General features: G+C 59.1%; 17 protein-coding genes and 1 pseudogene. 8 read left to right on the top strand and 10 right to left on the bottom strand.

What is annotated here, in order from left to right; translation table 11 throughout:
- Nucleotides 1-20: 20 nt before the first annotated feature.
- The 3 genes from secB to F759_RS0118475 form a co-directional block, all read right to left on the bottom strand.
- Nucleotides 21-491: a protein-export chaperone SecB gene (secB, locus tag F759_RS0118485; RefSeq protein WP_027801189.1), complete on the bottom strand. Its 471-nt coding sequence runs from the start codon at nucleotides 489-491 to the stop codon at nucleotides 21-23.
- 150 nt (nucleotides 492-641) lie between these two features.
- Nucleotides 642-902: a glutaredoxin 3 gene (grxC, locus tag F759_RS0118480; protein WP_006048078.1), complete on the bottom strand. Its 261-nt coding sequence runs from the start codon at nucleotides 900-902 to the stop codon at nucleotides 642-644.
- Nucleotides 899-1,324, bottom strand: coding sequence for a rhodanese-like domain-containing protein (locus F759_RS0118475; RefSeq protein WP_027801188.1), 426 nt, complete (start codon nucleotides 1,322-1,324; stop codon nucleotides 899-901). The genes grxC and F759_RS0118475 overlap by 4 nt, the downstream gene beginning before the upstream one ends.
- A gap of 136 nt (nucleotides 1,325-1,460) precedes the next feature.
- Between F759_RS0118475 and gpmA the strand changes: the two genes are divergently transcribed.
- From gpmA to F759_RS0118460, 3 genes are all read left to right on the top strand, one after another.
- On the top strand, nucleotides 1,461-2,207 hold the full coding sequence (gene gpmA / locus F759_RS0118470) for a 2,3-diphosphoglycerate-dependent phosphoglycerate mutase (RefSeq protein WP_027801187.1): 747 nt from the start codon (nucleotides 1,461-1,463) through the stop codon (nucleotides 2,205-2,207).
- Nucleotides 2,208-2,615: 408 nt separating this feature from the next.
- Nucleotides 2,616-4,193 (top strand): S41 family peptidase, encoded by a 1,578-nt coding sequence (locus F759_RS0118465; protein ID WP_027801186.1) that lies wholly within the window; start codon nucleotides 2,616-2,618, stop codon nucleotides 4,191-4,193.
- Nucleotides 4,194-4,267: 74 nt separating this feature from the next.
- A complete protein-coding gene (locus F759_RS0118460) occupies nucleotides 4,268-5,026 on the top strand; it encodes a HesA/MoeB/ThiF family protein (RefSeq protein ID WP_027801185.1) in 759 nt (252 codons plus the stop codon).
- 70 nt (nucleotides 5,027-5,096) lie between these two features.
- Here the strand turns inward: F759_RS0118460 and ptsP are convergent, their stop codons facing one another.
- From ptsP to F759_RS0118425, 7 genes are all read right to left on the bottom strand, one after another.
- Nucleotides 5,097-6,845 (bottom strand): phosphoenolpyruvate--protein phosphotransferase, encoded by a 1,749-nt coding sequence (gene ptsP, locus F759_RS0118455; protein ID WP_027801184.1) that lies wholly within the window; start codon nucleotides 6,843-6,845, stop codon nucleotides 5,097-5,099.
- Nucleotides 6,846-7,142: 297 nt separating this feature from the next.
- Nucleotides 7,143-7,412, bottom strand: coding sequence for an HPr family phosphocarrier protein (locus F759_RS0118450; protein ID WP_027801183.1), 270 nt, complete (start codon nucleotides 7,410-7,412; stop codon nucleotides 7,143-7,145).
- A gap of 98 nt (nucleotides 7,413-7,510) precedes the next feature.
- The gene (locus tag F759_RS0118445; RefSeq protein WP_027801182.1) at nucleotides 7,511-7,999 is read right to left on the bottom strand and encodes a PTS sugar transporter subunit IIA; all 489 of its coding nucleotides are present in this window, start codon (nucleotides 7,997-7,999) and stop codon (nucleotides 7,511-7,513) included.
- A 343-nt stretch (nucleotides 8,000-8,342) separates the two neighbouring features.
- Complete coding sequence (gene gshB / locus F759_RS0118440) at nucleotides 8,343-9,299, bottom strand: glutathione synthase (protein WP_027801181.1); 957 nt, start codon at nucleotides 9,297-9,299, stop codon at nucleotides 8,343-8,345.
- A gap of 143 nt (nucleotides 9,300-9,442) precedes the next feature.
- Nucleotides 9,443-10,732 carry a glutamate--cysteine ligase gene (gshA, locus tag F759_RS0118435; RefSeq protein WP_027801180.1) on the bottom strand — a complete coding sequence of 430 codons (1,290 nt, stop codon included), beginning with the start codon at nucleotides 10,730-10,732 and terminating at the stop codon, nucleotides 9,443-9,445.
- 283 nt (nucleotides 10,733-11,015) lie between these two features.
- Nucleotides 11,016-12,515 carry an ammonium transporter gene (locus F759_RS0118430; RefSeq protein ID WP_027801179.1) on the bottom strand — a complete coding sequence of 500 codons (1,500 nt, stop codon included), beginning with the start codon at nucleotides 12,513-12,515 and terminating at the stop codon, nucleotides 11,016-11,018.
- A 44-nt stretch (nucleotides 12,516-12,559) separates the two neighbouring features.
- Nucleotides 12,560-12,898 carry a P-II family nitrogen regulator gene (locus F759_RS0118425; protein ID WP_013088261.1) on the bottom strand — a complete coding sequence of 113 codons (339 nt, stop codon included), beginning with the start codon at nucleotides 12,896-12,898 and terminating at the stop codon, nucleotides 12,560-12,562.
- 443 nt (nucleotides 12,899-13,341) lie between these two features.
- On the opposite strand from F759_RS0118425, the gene F759_RS0118420 reads away from it, so the two are divergent.
- The 5 genes and pseudogenes from F759_RS0118420 to F759_RS42235 all read left to right on the top strand — a co-directional run bounded on the left by F759_RS0118420 (nucleotide 13,342) and on the right by F759_RS42235 (nucleotide 18,347).
- Nucleotides 13,342-13,596 carry an accessory factor UbiK family protein gene (locus tag F759_RS0118420; protein WP_020067052.1) on the top strand — a complete coding sequence of 85 codons (255 nt, stop codon included), beginning with the start codon at nucleotides 13,342-13,344 and terminating at the stop codon, nucleotides 13,594-13,596.
- A 123-nt stretch (nucleotides 13,597-13,719) separates the two neighbouring features.
- Nucleotides 13,720-13,920 (top strand): annotated as a pseudogene (locus tag F759_RS37980) (magnesium chelatase domain-containing protein); the annotation flags it as partial.
- Between the two features lie 116 nt (nucleotides 13,921-14,036).
- Complete coding sequence (locus tag F759_RS0118410; protein WP_027801177.1) at nucleotides 14,037-14,546, top strand: hypothetical protein; 510 nt, start codon at nucleotides 14,037-14,039, stop codon at nucleotides 14,544-14,546.
- Nucleotides 14,546-16,060 (top strand): hypothetical protein, encoded by a 1,515-nt coding sequence (locus F759_RS0118405; protein ID WP_152530673.1) that lies wholly within the window; start codon nucleotides 14,546-14,548, stop codon nucleotides 16,058-16,060. The genes F759_RS0118410 and F759_RS0118405 overlap by 1 nt, the downstream gene beginning before the upstream one ends.
- A 13-nt stretch (nucleotides 16,061-16,073) precedes the next feature.
- A complete protein-coding gene (locus F759_RS42235; RefSeq protein WP_152530672.1) occupies nucleotides 16,074-18,347 on the top strand; it encodes a site-specific integrase in 2,274 nt (757 codons plus the stop codon).
- Nucleotides 18,348-18,413 lie beyond the last annotated feature (66 nt).

The following is an 18,413-nucleotide window of genomic DNA, read 5'->3' as shown; positions in this document are numbered from 1 at the left end:
GCCGGCACTGCCTGCGACACTTAATGCGTGACGCCGTTTTGCGCTGCGCCGTCCTGGCCGCCCATCTGCGCGAGGCGTTGCTCGTAGAGCGCCTGGAAGTTGATTTCGGCGAGGTGGATCGGCGGGAAACCAGCGCGCGTGATCGCGTCGGCAATGTTCGAACGCAGGTACGGAAACAGAATCGTCGGGCACGCAATGCCGACGAGCGGATCGACCTGCTCAGCCGGAATGTTGCGGATATCGAAAATGCCGGCCTGCTTCGCTTCGATCAGGAACGCGACCTTGTCCGACACTTTGGCCGTCACGGTGCCCGTCACGAGAATTTCGAACACGGTGTCCGCGAGACGCTCGGCTTTGACGTCGACTTCTACTTCGACCGACGGCATTTCCTGCTCGAGGAAGATCGCCGGCGAGTTCGGCTGCTCGAGCGACATGTCCTTCAGATAGATGCGCTGGATGTTGAAGAACGGCTGGTTATTGTCGTCGGACATGATGAAGTGATTCCCTGATAGATATGCGTAGCGGCGGCCCATGAGCTCACGGACCGCCAGATAGTTGCGGCGCGCCGCCCGCCCTTCGCGGGACGATGATGCGCCGGCTTGCGTTTCTCCCGCCGGTTTGCGCGCCGAAGGCGCGAGAACTCAGGCGGCTTCGAGCAGAGGCGTCAGACCGCCCGCGCGATCGAGCGCGGAGAGGTCGTCGTACCCGCCGACATGCTTCTCGCCGATGAACACCTGCGGCACCGTGCGGCGACCGGTCCGGGTCATCATTTCCTCGCGACGGGCCGGATCCTTGTCGATCAGTACTTTTTCGATATTCTCGACGCCGCGCGACTTTAAAAGACGTTCGGCCATCTGGCAATACGGGCACACCTGCGTGCTGTACATGATGACTTTATTCACTTGGCTACTCCTTGTTTCACAACTGGCATGCCGGCTTTCTGCCAGGCGTCGACGCCGCCTTCCAGAACGTGGACTTCCGCATATCCCGCATCCTGCACGATACGCGCTGCCTTGTTCGACTGCTGGCCGGTCTGGCACACCAGCAGCACGGGGTTGTTCTTATTCTTCACGAGTTGCGCGACCTTTGCTTGCAACTCGGCGAATTCGAGGTGCCGCGCCGCGGGCAGATGCCCCTTGGCGAAGTCGGCCGACGGACGCAGATCGATCACCGCCGCATTGCGCCGGTTGATCAGTTGCGTGGCTGCTGCGGCCGACAGGCCACCGCGGCCGCGCCGGCTGATAGTCGGCCACAGCAGCAACCCACCGGAGATGAGGACGATCGCGATCAGGACAAGGTTTGTGTAATCAGTGAAAAACTTCACGGAAAATCCGCCGAAAAAGAGAGAAATCGGAAAGGGCAATCGAGCCATTATAAAATAACCGCCTGACGCGATGGCGGCGCTCCTCACGAGCACCTCGCTGCGCTTTACCGCTTCCTTACTACCGACCGGCAATCTTATGTACAAACTCGTTCTCATCCGCCACGGCGAATCGACGTGGAACAAGGAAAACCGCTTCACGGGCTGGGTCGACGTCGACCTCACCGAGCAGGGCAACCGTGAAGCGCAGCAGGCGGGCGTGCTGCTGAAGGAATCCGGCTATACGTTCGACATCGCGTACACGTCGGTCCTCAAGCGCGCGATCCGCACGTTGTGGCACGTGCAGGATCAGATGGACCAGATGTACATTCCGGTCGTGCATTCGTGGCGCCTGAACGAGCGCCACTACGGCGCGCTGTCGGGGTTGAACAAGGCGGAAACCGCAGCGAAATTCGGCGACGAACAGGTGCTGGTCTGGCGCCGCAGCTACGACACGCCGCCGCCGGCGCTCGAACCGACGGACGAGCGCGCGCCGTACGACGATCCGCGCTACGCGAAGGTGCCGCGCGAACAGCTGCCGCTCACCGAGTGCCTGAAAGATACGGTGGCGCGCGTGCTGCCGCTGTGGAACGAGTCGATTGCGCCGGCCATCAAGTCGGGCCGCAAGGTGGTGATCGCCGCGCACGGCAATTCGATCCGCGCGCTGGTGAAGTACCTCGACAACATCTCGGACGAGGACATCGTCGGGCTCAATATTCCGAACGGCGTGCCGCTCGTCTATGAACTGGACGAGAACCTGAAGCCGATCAAGCACTACTATCTGGGCGACCAGGAAGCGATCGCGAAGGCGCAGGCAGCCGTCGCAAAGCAAGGCAAGGCCGGCTGATTCCGCCGGCGCCAGCGTGTTGAGCCTTGCTGCGAGCTTGCAGCTCATCACAGCCCTTTGCCGCATTCCTGCGTTTCTTTGTTAAAGATTGTGTCAGCGAATGCGGCAGCCGGCATCGCAGCAAGCGCAGCGGTGGGGCGCGGCGAGGGGCGGCCAACAGACTGCGCCGACCGGCAAGACATACCGCTCAACGCATTGCATTTCCCTCGATCGCGTCCATTCCGGCCGCCATCCATCGTTACAGCACATTACTTCGGCGTCGCACACGCGTTGTGCCGAACCCGGCACGCTTCGCGCTGTCGAATCACGATTGCCTTCGCCGGGCCCTGAGTGGGCGGGTGTGCAGTTATACTTGTCCGTCCCCATCTCTATCGACGCTGCCACGCGCTTCCGACCGCAACAGACTCTATGCGAAAGAACCTGAAAAATATCGGCCTGATCGCCGCGGGCCTTGCTACCGGTGTATTTGCCACTTTGCAACTTTCGGCCTCGGCGCAGCAGCCCGCCAGCGCCGCCGCCACGCCGTTGCCACTGGACCAGCTCAGGCTCTTTGCCGAAGTGTTCGGGCAGATCAAGCACGAGTACGTCGAACCTGTCGACGATAAAAAGCTCCTCACTGCCGCGATCAAGGGCATGGTGTCGAGCCTCGACCCGCATTCGTCCTACCTCGACAAGACCGACTACGAAGAACTTCAGGAGCAGACCAAAGGTCGCTTCGCGGGCCTCGGCATTGAAATTTCGTCGGAAGACGGCCTGATCAAGGTGATCTCGCCGATTGAAGACACGCCCGCGTTCCGCGCCGGCATTCGTCCGGGCGACCTGATCACGCGCATCAACGACAAGCCCGTACGCGGCATGACGCTCGATCAGGCCGTCAAGCAGATGCGCGGCGAGCCGGGCACCAAGGTCACGCTCACGATCTTCCGCAAGACCGACGACCGCACATTCCCGCTCACCGTCACGCGTGCCGTCATCAAGGTGCAGTCGGTCAAGATGAAGATTCTCGCGCCGGGCTACGCATACGTGCGTATCACCAGCTTCCAGGAACGCACCACGCCTGATCTCGCCGCAAAGCTGCAGGACATCGCGCGTCAGCAGCCGAATCTAAAGGGCCTCGTGCTCGATCTGCGCAACAACGGCGGCGGTCTGCTGCAAAGCGCGGTTGGCGTGGCCGGCGCGTTCCTGCCGCCGAACTCGGTAGTCGTGTCCACCAACGGCCAGATTCCGGATTCCAAGCAGGTCTATCGCGATACTTACGACAACTACCGCTTGCAATCCTTCGACACCGATCCGCTGAAAGACGAACCGCCGATCTTCAAGACCGTGCCGATGGTCGTGCTGACCAACGCGTATTCGGCGTCGGCGTCGGAGATCGTCGCAGGCGCGTTGCAGGATCAGCACCGTGCGCTGATCGTCGGCAAGACGACCTTCGGCAAAGGCTCGGTGCAGACCGTGCGGCCCATGACTGCGGACACCGCGCTGCGCCTGACCACGGCGTACTACTACACACCGAGCGGACGTTCGATCCAGAACAAGGGCATCCGTCCCGACATCGCGGTCGATCAATACGCGGAAGGCGATCCGGACGACGCACTCGTCACGCGCGAAGTCGACTACTCGAATCACCTTGCGAACACGCAAGACCCGAACGAGAAGAAGGAAGCCGAGAAGCGCGAGCAGGATCGCATGGACCAGTTGCGTCAGCTCGAAGAGCAGAACGACAAGAAGACGCCGGAACAGCGTCAGAAAGATCGTGAGCGCAAACCGGTCGAATTCGGTTCCGCCGACGACTTCATGCTGGCGCAAGCTCTGAACAAGCTCGAAGGCAAGCCGGTGCAAGAATCGAAGTCGCTGACCGAGCGACGCCTCGCGCAGAACAAGCCGGCTACGTCGGCGTCCGCGCCGGTCGCCGTAAAGCCGACGCAACCGGTGCCGGGTGCGTCGGGTCCTGCGCCGGCATCGGCTCCGGCCACCCAAGGCAAGTAAGCAGCACGACTCGCGCGTCTTCGCGGCGCAACCCGCCGCGAAGACACGTAGCGAAGAAGACACGCTGGCCCGCCATGAATGACGATCAACTCCTTCGCTATTCCCGCCATATTCTCGTCGACGAAATCGGCATCGAGGCGCAGCAGCGCTTTATCGATGCGCACGCGATCATCGTCGGGGCGGGTGGACTGGGTTCGCCCGCTGCGATGTATCTCGCGGCGGCCGGCGTCGGACGCTTGACGCTGGTCGATGCCGATACCGTCGATCTAACCAATCTGCAACGGCAGATCCTGCACGTGAGCGCGTCGGTCGGGCGCAAGAAAGTGGAGTCCGGCCGCGACACGCTCGCGCAAATCAATCCCGAAGTGACAGTGAACGCGGTGGCAGAACGCGTCGACGATGCGTGGCTCGACCGCCAGGTGCCCGGCGCCACAGTCGTGCTCGATTGCACGGACAACTTCGCCACGCGCCACGCGATCAATCGCGCCTGTGTGAAGCACGGCGTGCCACTGGTGTCGGGCGCGGCATTGCGCTTCGACGGCCAGATCAGCACGTTCGATTTCCGCGACGAAGCATCGCCGTGCTATGCGTGCGTGTTTCCCGAAGACCAGCCGTTCGAGGAAGTCGCGTGTTCGACAATGGGCGTGTTCGCGCCGACGGTCGGCATCATCGGCTCAATGCAGGCGGCTGAAGCCCTGAAGGTGATTGGCCGAATCGGCACGCCGCTCGCCGGCCGGCTGACCATGCTCGATTCCCTGCGGATGGAATGGACCACCATGCGCATTGCGCGTCAGCCGGATTGCCCGGTATGTGGACAACGCCACCGGGCTTGAACAGATCCAAAGTCACAACGAAAAACGCCGCACATGTGCGGCGTTTTTCATTTCACTCAACCAATCTCGATCAGGCTTGCGCCACGCGCTTGAGCGCAGCCTGCACTTCCTCCGGTTCGAACGAAGCGAGCACATCCGCCACCGGCTTTTCCAGCGTCTTCAGATGCGAGCGCAGCACCTCCTGCTTCACCTCCAGCAATTGACTCGGATGCATCGAAAACTCGGTAAGACCCATGCCGAGCAGCAGACGTGTCAACGTGGGGTCGCCCGCCATCTCACCGCACACGGACACCGGCACACCTGCCCGCTTCGCCTCGCGCAGCGTGAAGGCGATCAGATGCAGCACCGCCGGATGAAGCGGATCGTACAGATGCGCGACCGCGTTGTCCGCGCGGTCGATAGCGAGCGTGTACTGGATCAGATCGTTCGTGCCGATCGACAGAAAGTCGAGCCGCTTGAGAAAGAGCGGCAACGCAATCGCGGCCGCAGGAATCTCGATCATCGCGCCGACCTGCACGTTGGGCGCGTACGCAATCCCTGCGTCGTCGAGCTGACGCCTGGCTTCGCGGATCAGGTCGAGCGTCTGGTCGATCTCCTGCGCATGCGCGAGCATCGGCACGAGAATCTTCACGGTGCCGAACGCCGACGCCCGAAGAATCGCGCGCAGTTGCGTGAGGAACATCTGCGGCTCCGACAGGCTCCAGCGAATTGCTCTGAGCCCGAGCGCCGGGTTCGGTGCGGTCTCGTAGCCGTCGCCGCCGCTCATTGAATCGAGCGGCTTGTCGGCGCCCACGTCGATCGTACGGATGGTGACCGGCAGGCCGTTCATCAACTCGACCGCGCGCCGGTAAGCCCCGAACTGCTCCTCCTCTTCGGGCATGCGGTCCTTGTGATTCATGAACAGGAACTCGGTGCGAAAGAGGCCAACGCCGGTCGCACCGGCGTCGAGCGCGGCACGCGCGTCTTCCGGCAACTCGATGTTCGCGCACAACTCGATGCGCGTGCCGCACAGCGTTTGCGTCGGCGAAAATTTGAGGCGCTGGAGCTTGCGCTGCTCCAGCGCTTTTTCGCTTTGCCGGTATGAGTACTCCTCCAGCACGATCGGTGCGGGATCGACGATCACAATGCCATGATCGCCATCGACGATGATCAGGTCGTCCTGGCGAATCAACGCACTCGCGTGCTGCACGCCCACCGCGGCCGGAATACCCAGGCTGCGCGCAACGATAGCCGTATGCGAAGTCCGCCCGCCGAGATCCGTGACGAAACCCTGAAACGTTTGCGTTTTGAACTGCATCATGTCGGCCGGCGCGATGTCGTGCGCAACCACGATCATCTCGTCGCACGCGCCATGCACGCCATTCACCAGCGCCCCCGACGCGCCCGCTAGCGCCTTCAACACGCGTTCTACCACTTGCTCGATGTCGGCTTTGCGTTCGCGCAGATATTCGTCTTCGATATCGTCGAAATGGCGGGACAGCCGCTCGAGTTGTTCCGTCAGCGCCCATTCCACGTTGTAGCGGCGCGTGCGAATCAGGTCGATGGTTTCCTGAACGAGCATGGCGTCGTTCAGAATCATTGAATGTACGTTGATGAAAGCGCCCATTTCGCTGGGCGCATCCGCAGCGAGATCGGCGCGCAACGCGTCGAGTTCTTCGTGCACGCGTTGCTGCGCCGCGCGAAATCGCTCGACCTCGCTCTCGATCTGCGCGGGTTCGATCAGATAGTGGTCTACGTCAAGTGCAGCCGGGGCGATCAGATAGGCTCGCCCGATGGCAATACCGCGTGACACGGGAATTCCATGCAGCGTGAACGACACGCGCACCTCCTCTAGTTGTGTGATGCCGCGGCAAACCGCTGCAATGCTCTCAGACTCTCGCCGTCATTATAAATTCCACGCCGTCGCACACGTGAGTGAATGCTGTGTGCAATGCAGCACGAAACGCCGTAGTTAATGAGGTGGTCGACGCAACGACACGCTTGCCGGCGCGCGTTGCTCGCGGCGGCGTTAGCGTATCGACGCGTACGGCGGCGAGATCCGTGTATTGTCGCGCGCTAAAAAAAACGCCGCGGACAGCCGCGGCGTTTTCATTCATCACTATGTGGATTCGCAAGCTTACTGACCTTCGCCGAATTTATCGGCGATCAGTTTCAACAATGCGTCCATCGCTTCTTTTTCGTCGGTGCCTTCGGTTTCGATCAGCACCGTGCTGCCGATACCTGCGGCCAGCATCATCACGCCCATAATGCTTTTCGCATTGATACGGCGGCCATTGCGGCTCATCCAGATTTCCGACTGGAAGTTGCCCGCGAGTTGCGTCAACTTGGCCGACGCGCGCGCGTGCAGCCCCAGCTTGTTCACGATAGTCGTTTCCTGTTGCAGCATGTAATGGTCCGAAGCGCGGGTAAGTGTTGTTGTGAAAGTGAAACTGCCAAACAGTGGTTATGCAGTTGCAATGTGATCGACTACAGCAACTACAGCGACTACAGGCCCGCCGGCCCGGTCTTCTGGACGAGGTCCGCGCCGCAAGGCAGCGCAGGCAAACAGTCGCCGGAAGCCGCGGACGCCTCGGCGGGCACAGGCGTGGCGGGCCCGATCGCGTGAACGCCCTTGGTCGCGCCGGCTAGCGCTTTGTCCACCAGCGTGTCGAGGGGCGTCGCGCGATAACAGACCGCGCGCACCAACATCGGCAAATTGACGCCGCAGAGCACGCGCACGTCCGGCACTGACGCCAGCCGCCCTGCAATATTCGCGGGCGTGGCGCCGAACATATCAGTGAGCACGAGCGCGCCGTTCTCTTCCTTCAGACGCGCGATCTCCGACTCTGCGAAAGAAACCATTTGTGCGGGATCGCAGTCGGGCGATACATCGATCACGCCGATGCGAGCCGGCAAGCCGCCGTAGATATGCGAAATACAGTCGCGCAACGCGGTGGCGAACGGAGCGTGCGCAATGATCAGAATGCCTGCCATGTCAGCCTTACTGCAAAAAGACGGCCCCAAACGTGGATCGGAACGCTGTCCGAAACGCGCGCGCCCTCGGCCGGCCGTGGGCCATGAGAGCCGGGAATGCACCACTTGATGGGCGGGACCACACACGCATGACGCCATGCCGGCGCATGCAGAACCCGCTCGTTCAAGGTCCGCTATTCATGCCGATGGCTCCACGCGGAGGCCATCGCCAGAAAATCGACGCGGGGAGCGGGCATTGTAGCAGGCCCGTTTCCGGGCCAAAGCCGATGCTCGCTCGCAGCGGACGCGGTGCTGTTCGTGCTACTTAGTTTGGGGGCGGCGGCTCACATTCAAGGACAGCGGCTCAGCCCGCCGCGCGCTCCAGCGCGTCGATGAACATGGCGGCGACGTCGAAGCCCGTCTGATCCATGATCTCGCGAAAGCACGTCGGGCTCGTCACATTGACTTCGGTGAGCCAGTCACCGATCGCATCCAGTCCAACGAGCAGCAGACCGCGTGCCGCAAGCACCGGCGCGAGCGTATCGGCGATCTTGCGATCATGGTCGGTCAGCGGCCGGGCAACGCCGAGCCCGCCAGCCGCGAGATTGCCGCGCACTTCGTTGCCTTGCGGAATGCGAGCGAGCGAATACGGCACGGCTTCGCCGCCGATCAGCAGAATGCGCTTGTCGCCGTCCTTGATCTCGGGGATAAACTTTTGCGCCATTACCGAACGCGCGCCGTCGTGGCTCAGCATTTCGATGATGGACCCAAGGTTCATGCCGTCCGGCTTCACGCGGAACACACCCATGCCGCCCATGCCGTCGAGCGGCTTGAGAATCACGTCGCCATGCTGCTCGTGAAATGTCCTGAGGCGCGCCGGATCGCGTGTCACCAGCGTGGGCGCGACGAACTCCGCGAATTCGCCGATTGCGAGCTTTTCCGAATGATCGCGAATCGCCTGCGGCTTGTTGAAAATACGTGCGCCGGCGCGCTCGGCCATTTCGAGCAGCCAGGTCGACGTGACGTATTCCATGTCGAACGGCGGGTCTTTGCGCATCACGACGGCGCTGAAGCTTTTGAGCGCGCGCGGCACGGCGGCTTCGGCCGCGTACCAGAGTTCGCGATGCAGGTCGGTCACGTCGCCGCCGATCGCAAAGCGCTGCACGTTTGCTTCGACGTCGCCGCCCGTCCACGCCAGATGCTTCGGCTCGCACGTGTACAGCGTGTGACCGCGGCGCGCGGCCTCGGCCATCATCGCGTAAGTCGAGTCTTTGTAGATCTTGAACTGCGTGAGCGGATCGGCGATGAAAAGAATGTCCATGAAGGTCCCGTTGCGCCCTGCTGAGCCTGGCGTTGATCGTGAAGTTGACCGTGAAGTTGACCGTAAATGTCGTCGGTGAAAACGGCGCGGGCGGCACGCGCGCCACCCGCGGCCTCATGCATCCCGGCCTCGGTGGCTTATGTTTAAACCTGGATCGCTTCCGGATCGGTCTTTTCGAGTTCGACCGATGCGGCCAGCAACCCGAGTCGCGCCACCACGCCATACATATAGAAGCGGTTCGGCGGTGCCGCGCCGGGCTTCGCATGCGCATCCGGCAGCGCCGTGTGTTCGAAGCCGAGCGGCACGAAGTGCATGCCCGGCGCGTTCAGGTTCTGATCGCGCTCGCGGCTGCCGTGCACGCGGTAGAAACCGCCCACCACGTAGCGGTCGATCATATACACGACCGGCTCGGCCACTTCCTCGCCGATGCGCTCGAACGTGTACACCCCTTCCTGCACGATGACGTCGTGCACTTCCAGGCCATCCTTGGTGGCCGCCATTTTCGCGCGTTCGCGCTTCGTGAGCGCAGCCACTTCCGACGCGTCGTGCACGGTCATCACCCCCATGCCGTACGTACCGGCGTCCGACTTGATCACGACGTACGGTTTTTCGGAGATACCGTACTCGCGGTACTTTTTGGCAATTTTCTTCAATACGCCGTCGATTGCATCGGCCAGCGCCTGCTCGCCGGTGCGCTCCTGAAAGTCGACCCCTTCCACATGCGCGAAGTACGGGTTGATCATCCACGGATCGATCTCGACCATCTTCGAAAACTTCTTCGCGACGTCGTCATAGCACGAGAAGTGCGTCGATTTGCGGCGAACGGCCCAGCCGGCATGCAGCGGCGGCAGTAGATACTGCTCGTGCAGATTTTCGAGCACCGGCGGAATGCCGCCCGACAGATCGTTGTTCAGCAGGATCGAGCACGGATCGAAGTTCTTCAGACCGAGGCGCCGTTGCGAACGCTCGAGCGGTTCGAGCACGAGTTTCTGGCCGTCGGACAGAGCAATGGTGACCGGTCCGTTGATGCTTTCGTCGAGCGTGCCGAAACGTACGTTCAAGCCTGCCTGACGCATGATCGCGGCCAGCCGGGCGACGTTCTCCAGATAAAACGCGTTGCGCGTATGGCGCTCGGGAATCACCAGCAGGTTCTTCGCGTCCGGGCAGATTTTTTCGATCGACGCCATCGCGGCCTGCACGGCAAGCGGCAGCACTTCCTGCGGCAGATTGTTGAAAGCGCCGGGAAACAGATTGGTGTCGACGGGCGCGAGCTTGAAACCCGCGTTGCGCAGGTCGACCGAACAGTAGAAAGGCGGCGTGTGCTCCTGCCACTCGAGCCGGAACCAGCGTTCGATTGCGGGAGTAGCGTCGAGGATCTTCCGCTCAAGATCGAGCAGCGGGCCGTTTAACGCCGTAACTAGGTGCGGAACCATTGATCACTCGCAGACTGGAGAAAAAAGATTGTAGAGCAAATGCTTTGCCCATTTGGGGACGCTTTCTCCGTTCGCAAGCTAGCCGGAATGCATTCTCGCTATCGCGCTGATAGACAGGAAAAAGTGCTGTTAACGGGATGACGAGCAAGAAAAAAGCCCGCCATAAAGGCGGGCCAAATCGCTGCGCTTGTTGCTGCTGCTTGCTGCTGCTTGCTGTTGCTTGTTCGTGTTTGCTCGTGATCATCGAGCCCGGGAGCGCGGGCTCGCCAAGCGTTGTCGTGCTTTATTCGACGTGTTCGCCGTGCAGGCTCACGTCCAGGCCTTCGCGTTCTTCCTCTTCCGTCACGCGGATGCCCATCGTCATGTCGATGATCTTCAGCAGGATGAAGCTCACCACGCCGCTGTAGATCAGCGTCGTCAGCACGCCCTTGGCTTGCAGCAGGACGCTGCCATCGTAGCCGCCGATGTCCTTGACCGCGAACACGCCGGTCAGAAGCGCACCCACGATACCGCCGACGCAGTGCACGCCGAACGCGTCGAGCGAATCGTCGTAACCGAGCTTGTGCTTGAGCCACGTTGCCGACCAGAAGCAGACCACGCCGGCCACGATACCGATCACCAGCGAACCGAGCGTACCGACGAAGCCTGAAGCCGGCGTGATCGCCACGAGACCTGCAACCGCACCCGACACGATACCGAGCACCGAAGGCTTACCCTTCGCCGCCCATTCGGCGAACATCCAGGCGAGTGCCGCAGCAGCCGTTGCCACTTGCGTTGCGAACATCGCGAAGCCGGCACGACCGTCTGCTGCGACTGCCGAACCCGCGTTGAAGCCGAACCAGCCCACCCACAGCATCGCGCCGCCGATCAGCGTAAGCGTCAGGTTGTGCGGAGCCATCGCTTCCTTGCCATAGCCGACGCGCTTGCCGAGCACCAGACAGCAGACCAGACCCGCGATACCAGCGTTGATGTGCACCACGGTGCCGCCCGCGAAGTCGAGGACGCCCGCGCTAGCCAGCCAGCCGGTCGGTTCCCAGACCATGTGTGCGATCGGCGAGTAGACGATGATCGACCACAGCGCCATGAACACCAGCATCGCCGAAAACTTCATACGGTCGGCAAACGCGCCTGTGATCAGCGCCGGCGTGATGATCGCGAACGTCATCTGATAGACGAAGTAGACCGTTTCCGGGATCGTCGGTGCCAGGTGGCTGACGGTCAACGTCGTGGCTTTGTCGCCCTTGATGTAGCTCATGCCCGCCATGAAGACGCGCGAAAAGCCACCGATGAACGAGCCGCCCGGCGTGAAGGCGAGGCTGTAGCCCACCACGGTCCAGATGATCGTCACGAGGCAGGTGATCGCAAAGCTTTGCATCAGCGTCGCGAGCACGTTCTTCTTGCGGACCATGCCGCCGTAGAACAGCGCCAGACCCGGGATCGTCATGAACAGCACGAGCGCGGTGGAGGTCAGCATCCAGGCGGTATCGCCCGAATTGATCTTCGACGAATCGACCGAGAACGGTGCCGTCGGTGCGGCCGGAGCGGCCTCCGATGCGGCCGGTTCAGCTGCGGCGGCGCTCGCTGCGGGTGCAGCCGATGCGTCGGCGGCCGGTGCCGAAGCTGCGGCGGCGGCCGAAGCGTCCGGTGCCGGCGCGCTCGCGGCCGTATCGGAAGCAGCGGCCGAAGCGGCTGCGGGGGCGGAAGCGTCGTCCGCGAGGGCGGCGCCGATACCGCCCGCGAGCAGCGAACTGGCCATCAGCAGGGACATCAATAATTTGCGCATCTTTCGTTTCCTCTTGTCGCTATCTGTGTCGCTATCTTTTGGTATTACAGAGCGTCGGCGCCGGTTTCCCCGGTGCGGATCCGGACCACCTGCTCGATCGGCGTGACGAAAATCTTGCCGTCGCCGATCTTGCCGGTGCGCGCCGCGCGCTCGAGCGCCTCGATCGCCTGATCGACGATGTCGTCCGAGACCGCTGCCTCGATCTTCACCTTCGGGAGGAAATCGACGACGTATTCAGCGCCGCGATACAGCTCCGTATGGCCCTTCTGACGGCCGAACCCCTTAACCTCGGTGACCGTGATGCCCGAGACGCCGATCGCCGACAAGGCTTCGCGCGCCTCATCGAGCTTGAACGGCTTGATGATTGCGGTGATGAGTTTCATGAAATCCCTCGCTTAGTTGCGTAACCCGTTTGCGTAAGCCGTTTGCCGCCCGTTGCGTAGCCGGTTTATAACCTGCTACCCGAGGCCGACTGCTACCTGTAACCCGTCCGCGTGGTCTCGTTCCGCTGCCGGAAAATACTGCCGACAGTGCGCGCGGGGCATTAACAGCAACTCGCATGCCATGCTGTGTCAGACTCCCGTTCCTGCGCACCCCGAAAGGGGCCCAGCAGGCCTTGTCCAGATGGCCAACGCACTGCCGCCCGGTGGCGCGGCGCAGGGATCGTTGCTAGAGTGTCCGCAGGTTCCGAAAGCAAGGGCGCGCACCAAAGGGGCTCATGCTGGCGAGGGCGGCTGGAGCGCTCGCACCAAGCTGGCGCATCGCCGGATGCAAGGCACAGACGTAACGAAACGCTGCACATTTTTTGTGCACCAAGGGGAACACCATGAAACAACCGAACGACGTTTTCAACGACATTCAGGCGCGCATGAGCGAGCTCTTCAAGAATTCGCCGGCCAAAGACGTCGAACGCAATGTGAAAGCCATGCTGTCGCAGGGCTTCTCGAAGCTCGATCTGGTCACGCGCGAGGAATTCGATACGCAGACGCAAGTTCTCGTACGCACGCGTGCGCGCCTGGAAGAACTGGAGCGCCGCGTCGCGGAGCTCGAACAGAAACTTCCGGTGACGCAGACCTCCTGACGCTTTTCGCTCTCGCAGCGCAGTAGCTGCATTCAGCTGCACATCACAGGCAAGCGAGCCGTGACGTCATCAGCGTATTAAGGGGATGCGAGCGCGCGAGCCGCGCCGTCCGACGGAGGAAACATGTCGCTTGCCGTGGTGCGCAGTCGCGCGCCGGCCTCTGGCCGCGCGCCCGAAGTAACCGTCGAGGTGCACCTCGCGAACGGGTTACCGTCCTTTTCGATCGTCGGACTTCCCGATCTGGAAGTTCGCGAAAGCCGCGAACGCGTACGCGCGGCGCTTCAAAACTGCGACTTCGACTTTCCGGTCCGACGCATTATCGTCTTTTTCCAGACTAGCCTTTTCGTCAAATTTGCCTATGCTTTGGGAGGCAGATTGCACGGGCATTGACAGGCCTAGCACACACAGCACTGACGACTTAGGTTGCCGGAGGACTTGTTGTGCTCAAACTTGTCGAAGTTGGCGAACCCCTCGTGCTTTGGTCCCAAGAGGGAAGAAAGCCAGTGGAGCTCTCGATGACGGATGTCTATCGAGCCTTTGGGAGCGATAGCACGAATCTAATCCAAGCAATCATCTACTATTACAACGGAAGAGAAGAGAAAACGCAGTCGAGTGCGATGAGAGTGCTCATCGATTTTGGCCGATTGTCGCAGGGTTTATGTAATCTAACACTGCCAATTACATCAAAGGAATGGCAAGAATTTATCATAAACTTATATGATAAATGGCTGAACCGGACACACTTGAGTTTAAAGTCACGAGTTGATACGTGGAACTTTCTTCGCTTTTCGCTCGAAAGACTTCGTGATGCAGAAGATATTATCCCCCTTGATGTTGAATTTCCTCGACCAAGTATTCGGACAGCTCTCGACGAGGCCGACGAATATAAGCAACGGCTGTTGGGTGACCCAAAATTCAAGCCCTTTGAAACACCCACCAAAAAGTATTAATGGCGATATCTCTCAGTCGTTCAGACGCTGAGTATCTGGATATTGTCAGGGACACGTTGTCTCTGCGTCGCGCCACCCTCGAAAAAGCCTGTCAAGAGTGGTGGCGAATGATGCGCGAGCACTTCGAGTTCGGGCAGCGATTGATAAGTTCCGTCGACTGGCCATCATATGCAGCGAAACTGGACGATCCAGCCTATTGGCGAGAAAGGGTCGGAGCCGCACATCGCGCCAACGGAAAGAGCGAGGAATCGCTAGCTATCTTACTTTCTCTTTTTGCACATGTTTATGACCGCACGTGTACAAAAGCGGAATTCGGAAGCATCGCAGCAATTCCGCATCTAAGTACAGCTGAACTACCCGAATCTGCACCGACTGTTATTGATGGAATTGGAAAGCTTAGGCGTTTGAATTGGATGTTAGGAAATTTCTACACTGAGGACTACGCTTATATTCACTTATTGCTCGTCATGCAGCATCCCGTCCTTAGCGGCTCTGCATTTACCGATGCAAAGGTTAGCGATCGCTCAGGCTCACCGTTTGTGACCATTGGCCCTTTCGAACGACACTTGCGGGTGGTTAAGAGGCGGGCCAGACTAACAAAAGATGCAACATTAAACCCAGTCTCAAGCCAAATCTTGGAAGGCATTTGCACGATGACAGAGCCGCATCGAGCAAGACTGCGCGCGGCGAACGATCCCGCGGCCAACTATTTGCTCATCGTCGGAGCCATGGGAAAACCTCGTCGCTGTCCCGAAGCCCTCCATCAGTACTACAAGTGCCATCCGGAGAACCCTGACTGGGCATGGCTGGGCATGTGGTTTCCGGATGTCGCCTCCACCGTTTGCGTAGACGGAGCAACAATAAATACCACTACATTGCGAGCGACGGAGGCAGTCCTCGAATGGTTTAAGACCGGTTCCGTCAATGCTGCCGCGCGTCGTTTGAGCAACGGCTCACAAGTGGTGATCGAGCATTACATTCCGCGTCAGCTCATCGTCGCCTGGAACACACGCATTGTTAGACGGTTTCACAACCTTTTCCTAGCGGCAGCCGCGCCACCGAACAGCGACTTATTAAAGTTGCTTGACTTCAATAGCATTGATGAAATACATCAGTTCATAACTGCAGCACTTGCGTCGGCCCCCTTTAACCGCGCGTCCTTGGGCGAAGCTCTTGCCGAAAAGTTCGTTTACTTAGGTGAATTGACTAGCCCGGAACCGAGCGCCAAGCATTTGATAGTGTCGGTTTCACCAACATCGCTTGCTGCGCTTTATCTATATCAGGAGTGCGCGATCGACTGTGGCTTCAACGACCTGACGTATCGGCCAACCGCAACCGAGTACGATGTACGCCCATCGGCCCTTGTCGCATTGGCCGAAATGACACGGGCGCGCCTCCCAAACGATCGCGATCCACATCATCGGGCCGCTCATGCCAAGGCAATCGACGAGCTGCCGCGGTTGCGTCAAAAGCTGAGGTGGGACGAAATGATGATTCGCGTTACATCTCGCTAGTACGAGAGTGTCCATGAGACGCCTTCACTCCACCGATTCTCGAATGGGGTCGGCTCAACGTCTTAGGGCTCATTCGGATCCAGAAACTATAGCGGCAATCTTAGTAGAACATGGAAAGCTTTCCCTCCGACCTTATGAAGGACCGTGGACTGCGCTTTGGCTTAACGGCGATGCACACGATCTTAAATGGAAGTTGAAACTCCGCGGTTCCTCAGACTTTATCGAACCTGAAGAGGAAGAGAATCTGAGAACTCCGACACCCGATGCATTCGGAGATCCCGGCGCAACCGCCGTCTACACTGTTTCATGGGACTTTGCACTTCCAGACGGCACCAACTTTGCCGATGCAAAACACTTACGCATGCGCCATGCGGTGCAAGAAATGTGCTTTCTTGTTCGAACATTACCAAGTTTTGGCATAACAACTGCCAAAAGCCATATTCCGTATCTGTCAGATATTCAGTTCGTTACCTCTTGGATGTATCGTTACCAAGACATTTATAACCCCGACCGTTTCCTGTTTTCACAACTTGACGAGATTGGAATCCATCAACTGGTCAGTGACTATATTGTTGGAGGAGCAGCGTGGGCATTAGGTTACCCGCAGAGGATCTTGCGTGTGCTTTATGCAAATGCCATCGAGAATGGCGTACCAAAGGGGCTCGAACAAAACATTTTCAACGTTCCGGACGCCGATCGAAAGAAAATATGCAAATGGTTGCAACAGAATGATTTTTATGAGGCTGCAAATGCGCGGCGCAAGGAACATGTTCGCCTCAAGCGCACAGCCTTTTGTGGCCTCGCAGGAATGCCGGCGCCCCAGTCAAGTACTCCCAAATTTTCAGCATTCGCGCGGCAGTTCGAACCCGAACTGCTCGCATTAAATAGCGATCTCCTTATACCCGCCAGCGGGACCAGAACGGAATTTTACTCGCATCGCATCGCTCGTATATCGGAAATTTGCAGCTCACAATCAAGCTTTACGGGGACATCAGCGGTCATGCAGAGCATCGAAAGCATATATCGACTTAGACGGCATATTCCTTCACTTTGTTCTGCCGATGTTATCCCTCGATTCAAACCCATCAGGAAATATATATCTGATAACACCGATACTCCTGGGCACACCCCACTGATTCCTCTACCCTTATCGTTAGGGTATGCGCAGGCGGCGCTGGAATTGATTGTCAACAGTGGCGAGGAACTTGTTCGGTTTTACCTAGCAGGGACTCGACATTGTCAGGAAAATAAGTTGTTCTCTATTAAATCCTCGGACTCTGACAAAAAAGAAACGCTACAGAAGCGCAATTGCTGGGTGATCGACAACGTTCCGCAGTCATTGCAAGCCTTGGGCTTGAGCTGCTGGGGTTCAGTATTTGCGGCCTCAGGAAAGTCTCCCTACACAAAACTTCGAACCGCGCCTGGTTTGCACGACATCATTGATGTACTGCTGGGAGCAATTGTCTACCTGATTGTCTCTGTATGCCCGTTGAGAGCCGCCGAAATTATCTCCCTCACGGTCGGCGATCTGTATTTGCTCGAAAAAGACGGGTATTGGTTGGCTCGGGGTCAACACAAGCGTAACGTTAACGATTTCTTAATGGACAAAGCTCGGCCGATTCCGAACGTGGTTGCGAGTGCATTCTCGATGGCTAAACAGTTGTCCGATGGACTTCGAGAATTGATGAACCTTAAAACTCATGAGGACGGACGAGTCCTTTTCTTTGTTCCAGCGGCAAATCGTTCTGCACATCTTTCCGCTCGCCGCATTACAAGGAGTCGGCTCGAATCATGCCTTGAGCGATTCTGCGATTATTGCGGCTTTCCTGTCGACCCATTGGGACGACGCTGGTATGTTAGGCCGCACGAGATTCGTAAGTCCTTTCTTATTAACTTTTTTTACTGCACCGGATTCGGTGGACTAGACGCGACCCGCTGGATGGCCGGACATGCGGATCTCTCGACAATATTCGCCTACCTGAAGACAAATTTGCCACGAGAACATCTGGTTGAAGTAGAGGCAGCGCTTGCCTACGAAGAATTGTGGAATGTCGAGAATAACGGCGGAGGTGAGCAAACTTCCAATGCTGCATCGCTTTATTCTGACGTTTGTAGACGATTTGGCGTTCGGAAAATAAGTGCAGTAAAGAAAAATGATCTTGAGCGCTTTATCCTGGAAGCTTTCAAGGGCGATCTATACGAGGTAGAGATCGTTTCAGAATTGGGTTCTTCCGCCGAAAGTGTGGCGTTCGTGATTAGAAGCCAAAACGGCAGGCAAAGGCGCTAGTGATCCTCATTCTTTCGAAGAAGGGTCCTGTCGGCTATACGAGCCCGTGCAGTGCGGCTCGAAGAA

The organism is Paraburkholderia dilworthii (genome assembly GCF_000472525.1).
GTDB classification, from domain to species: Bacteria; Pseudomonadota; Gammaproteobacteria; order Burkholderiales; family Burkholderiaceae; genus Paraburkholderia; species Paraburkholderia dilworthii.
Note: the sequence above shows the minus strand (reverse complement) of the source record. Positions and strands in the feature narration are given on the sequence as shown.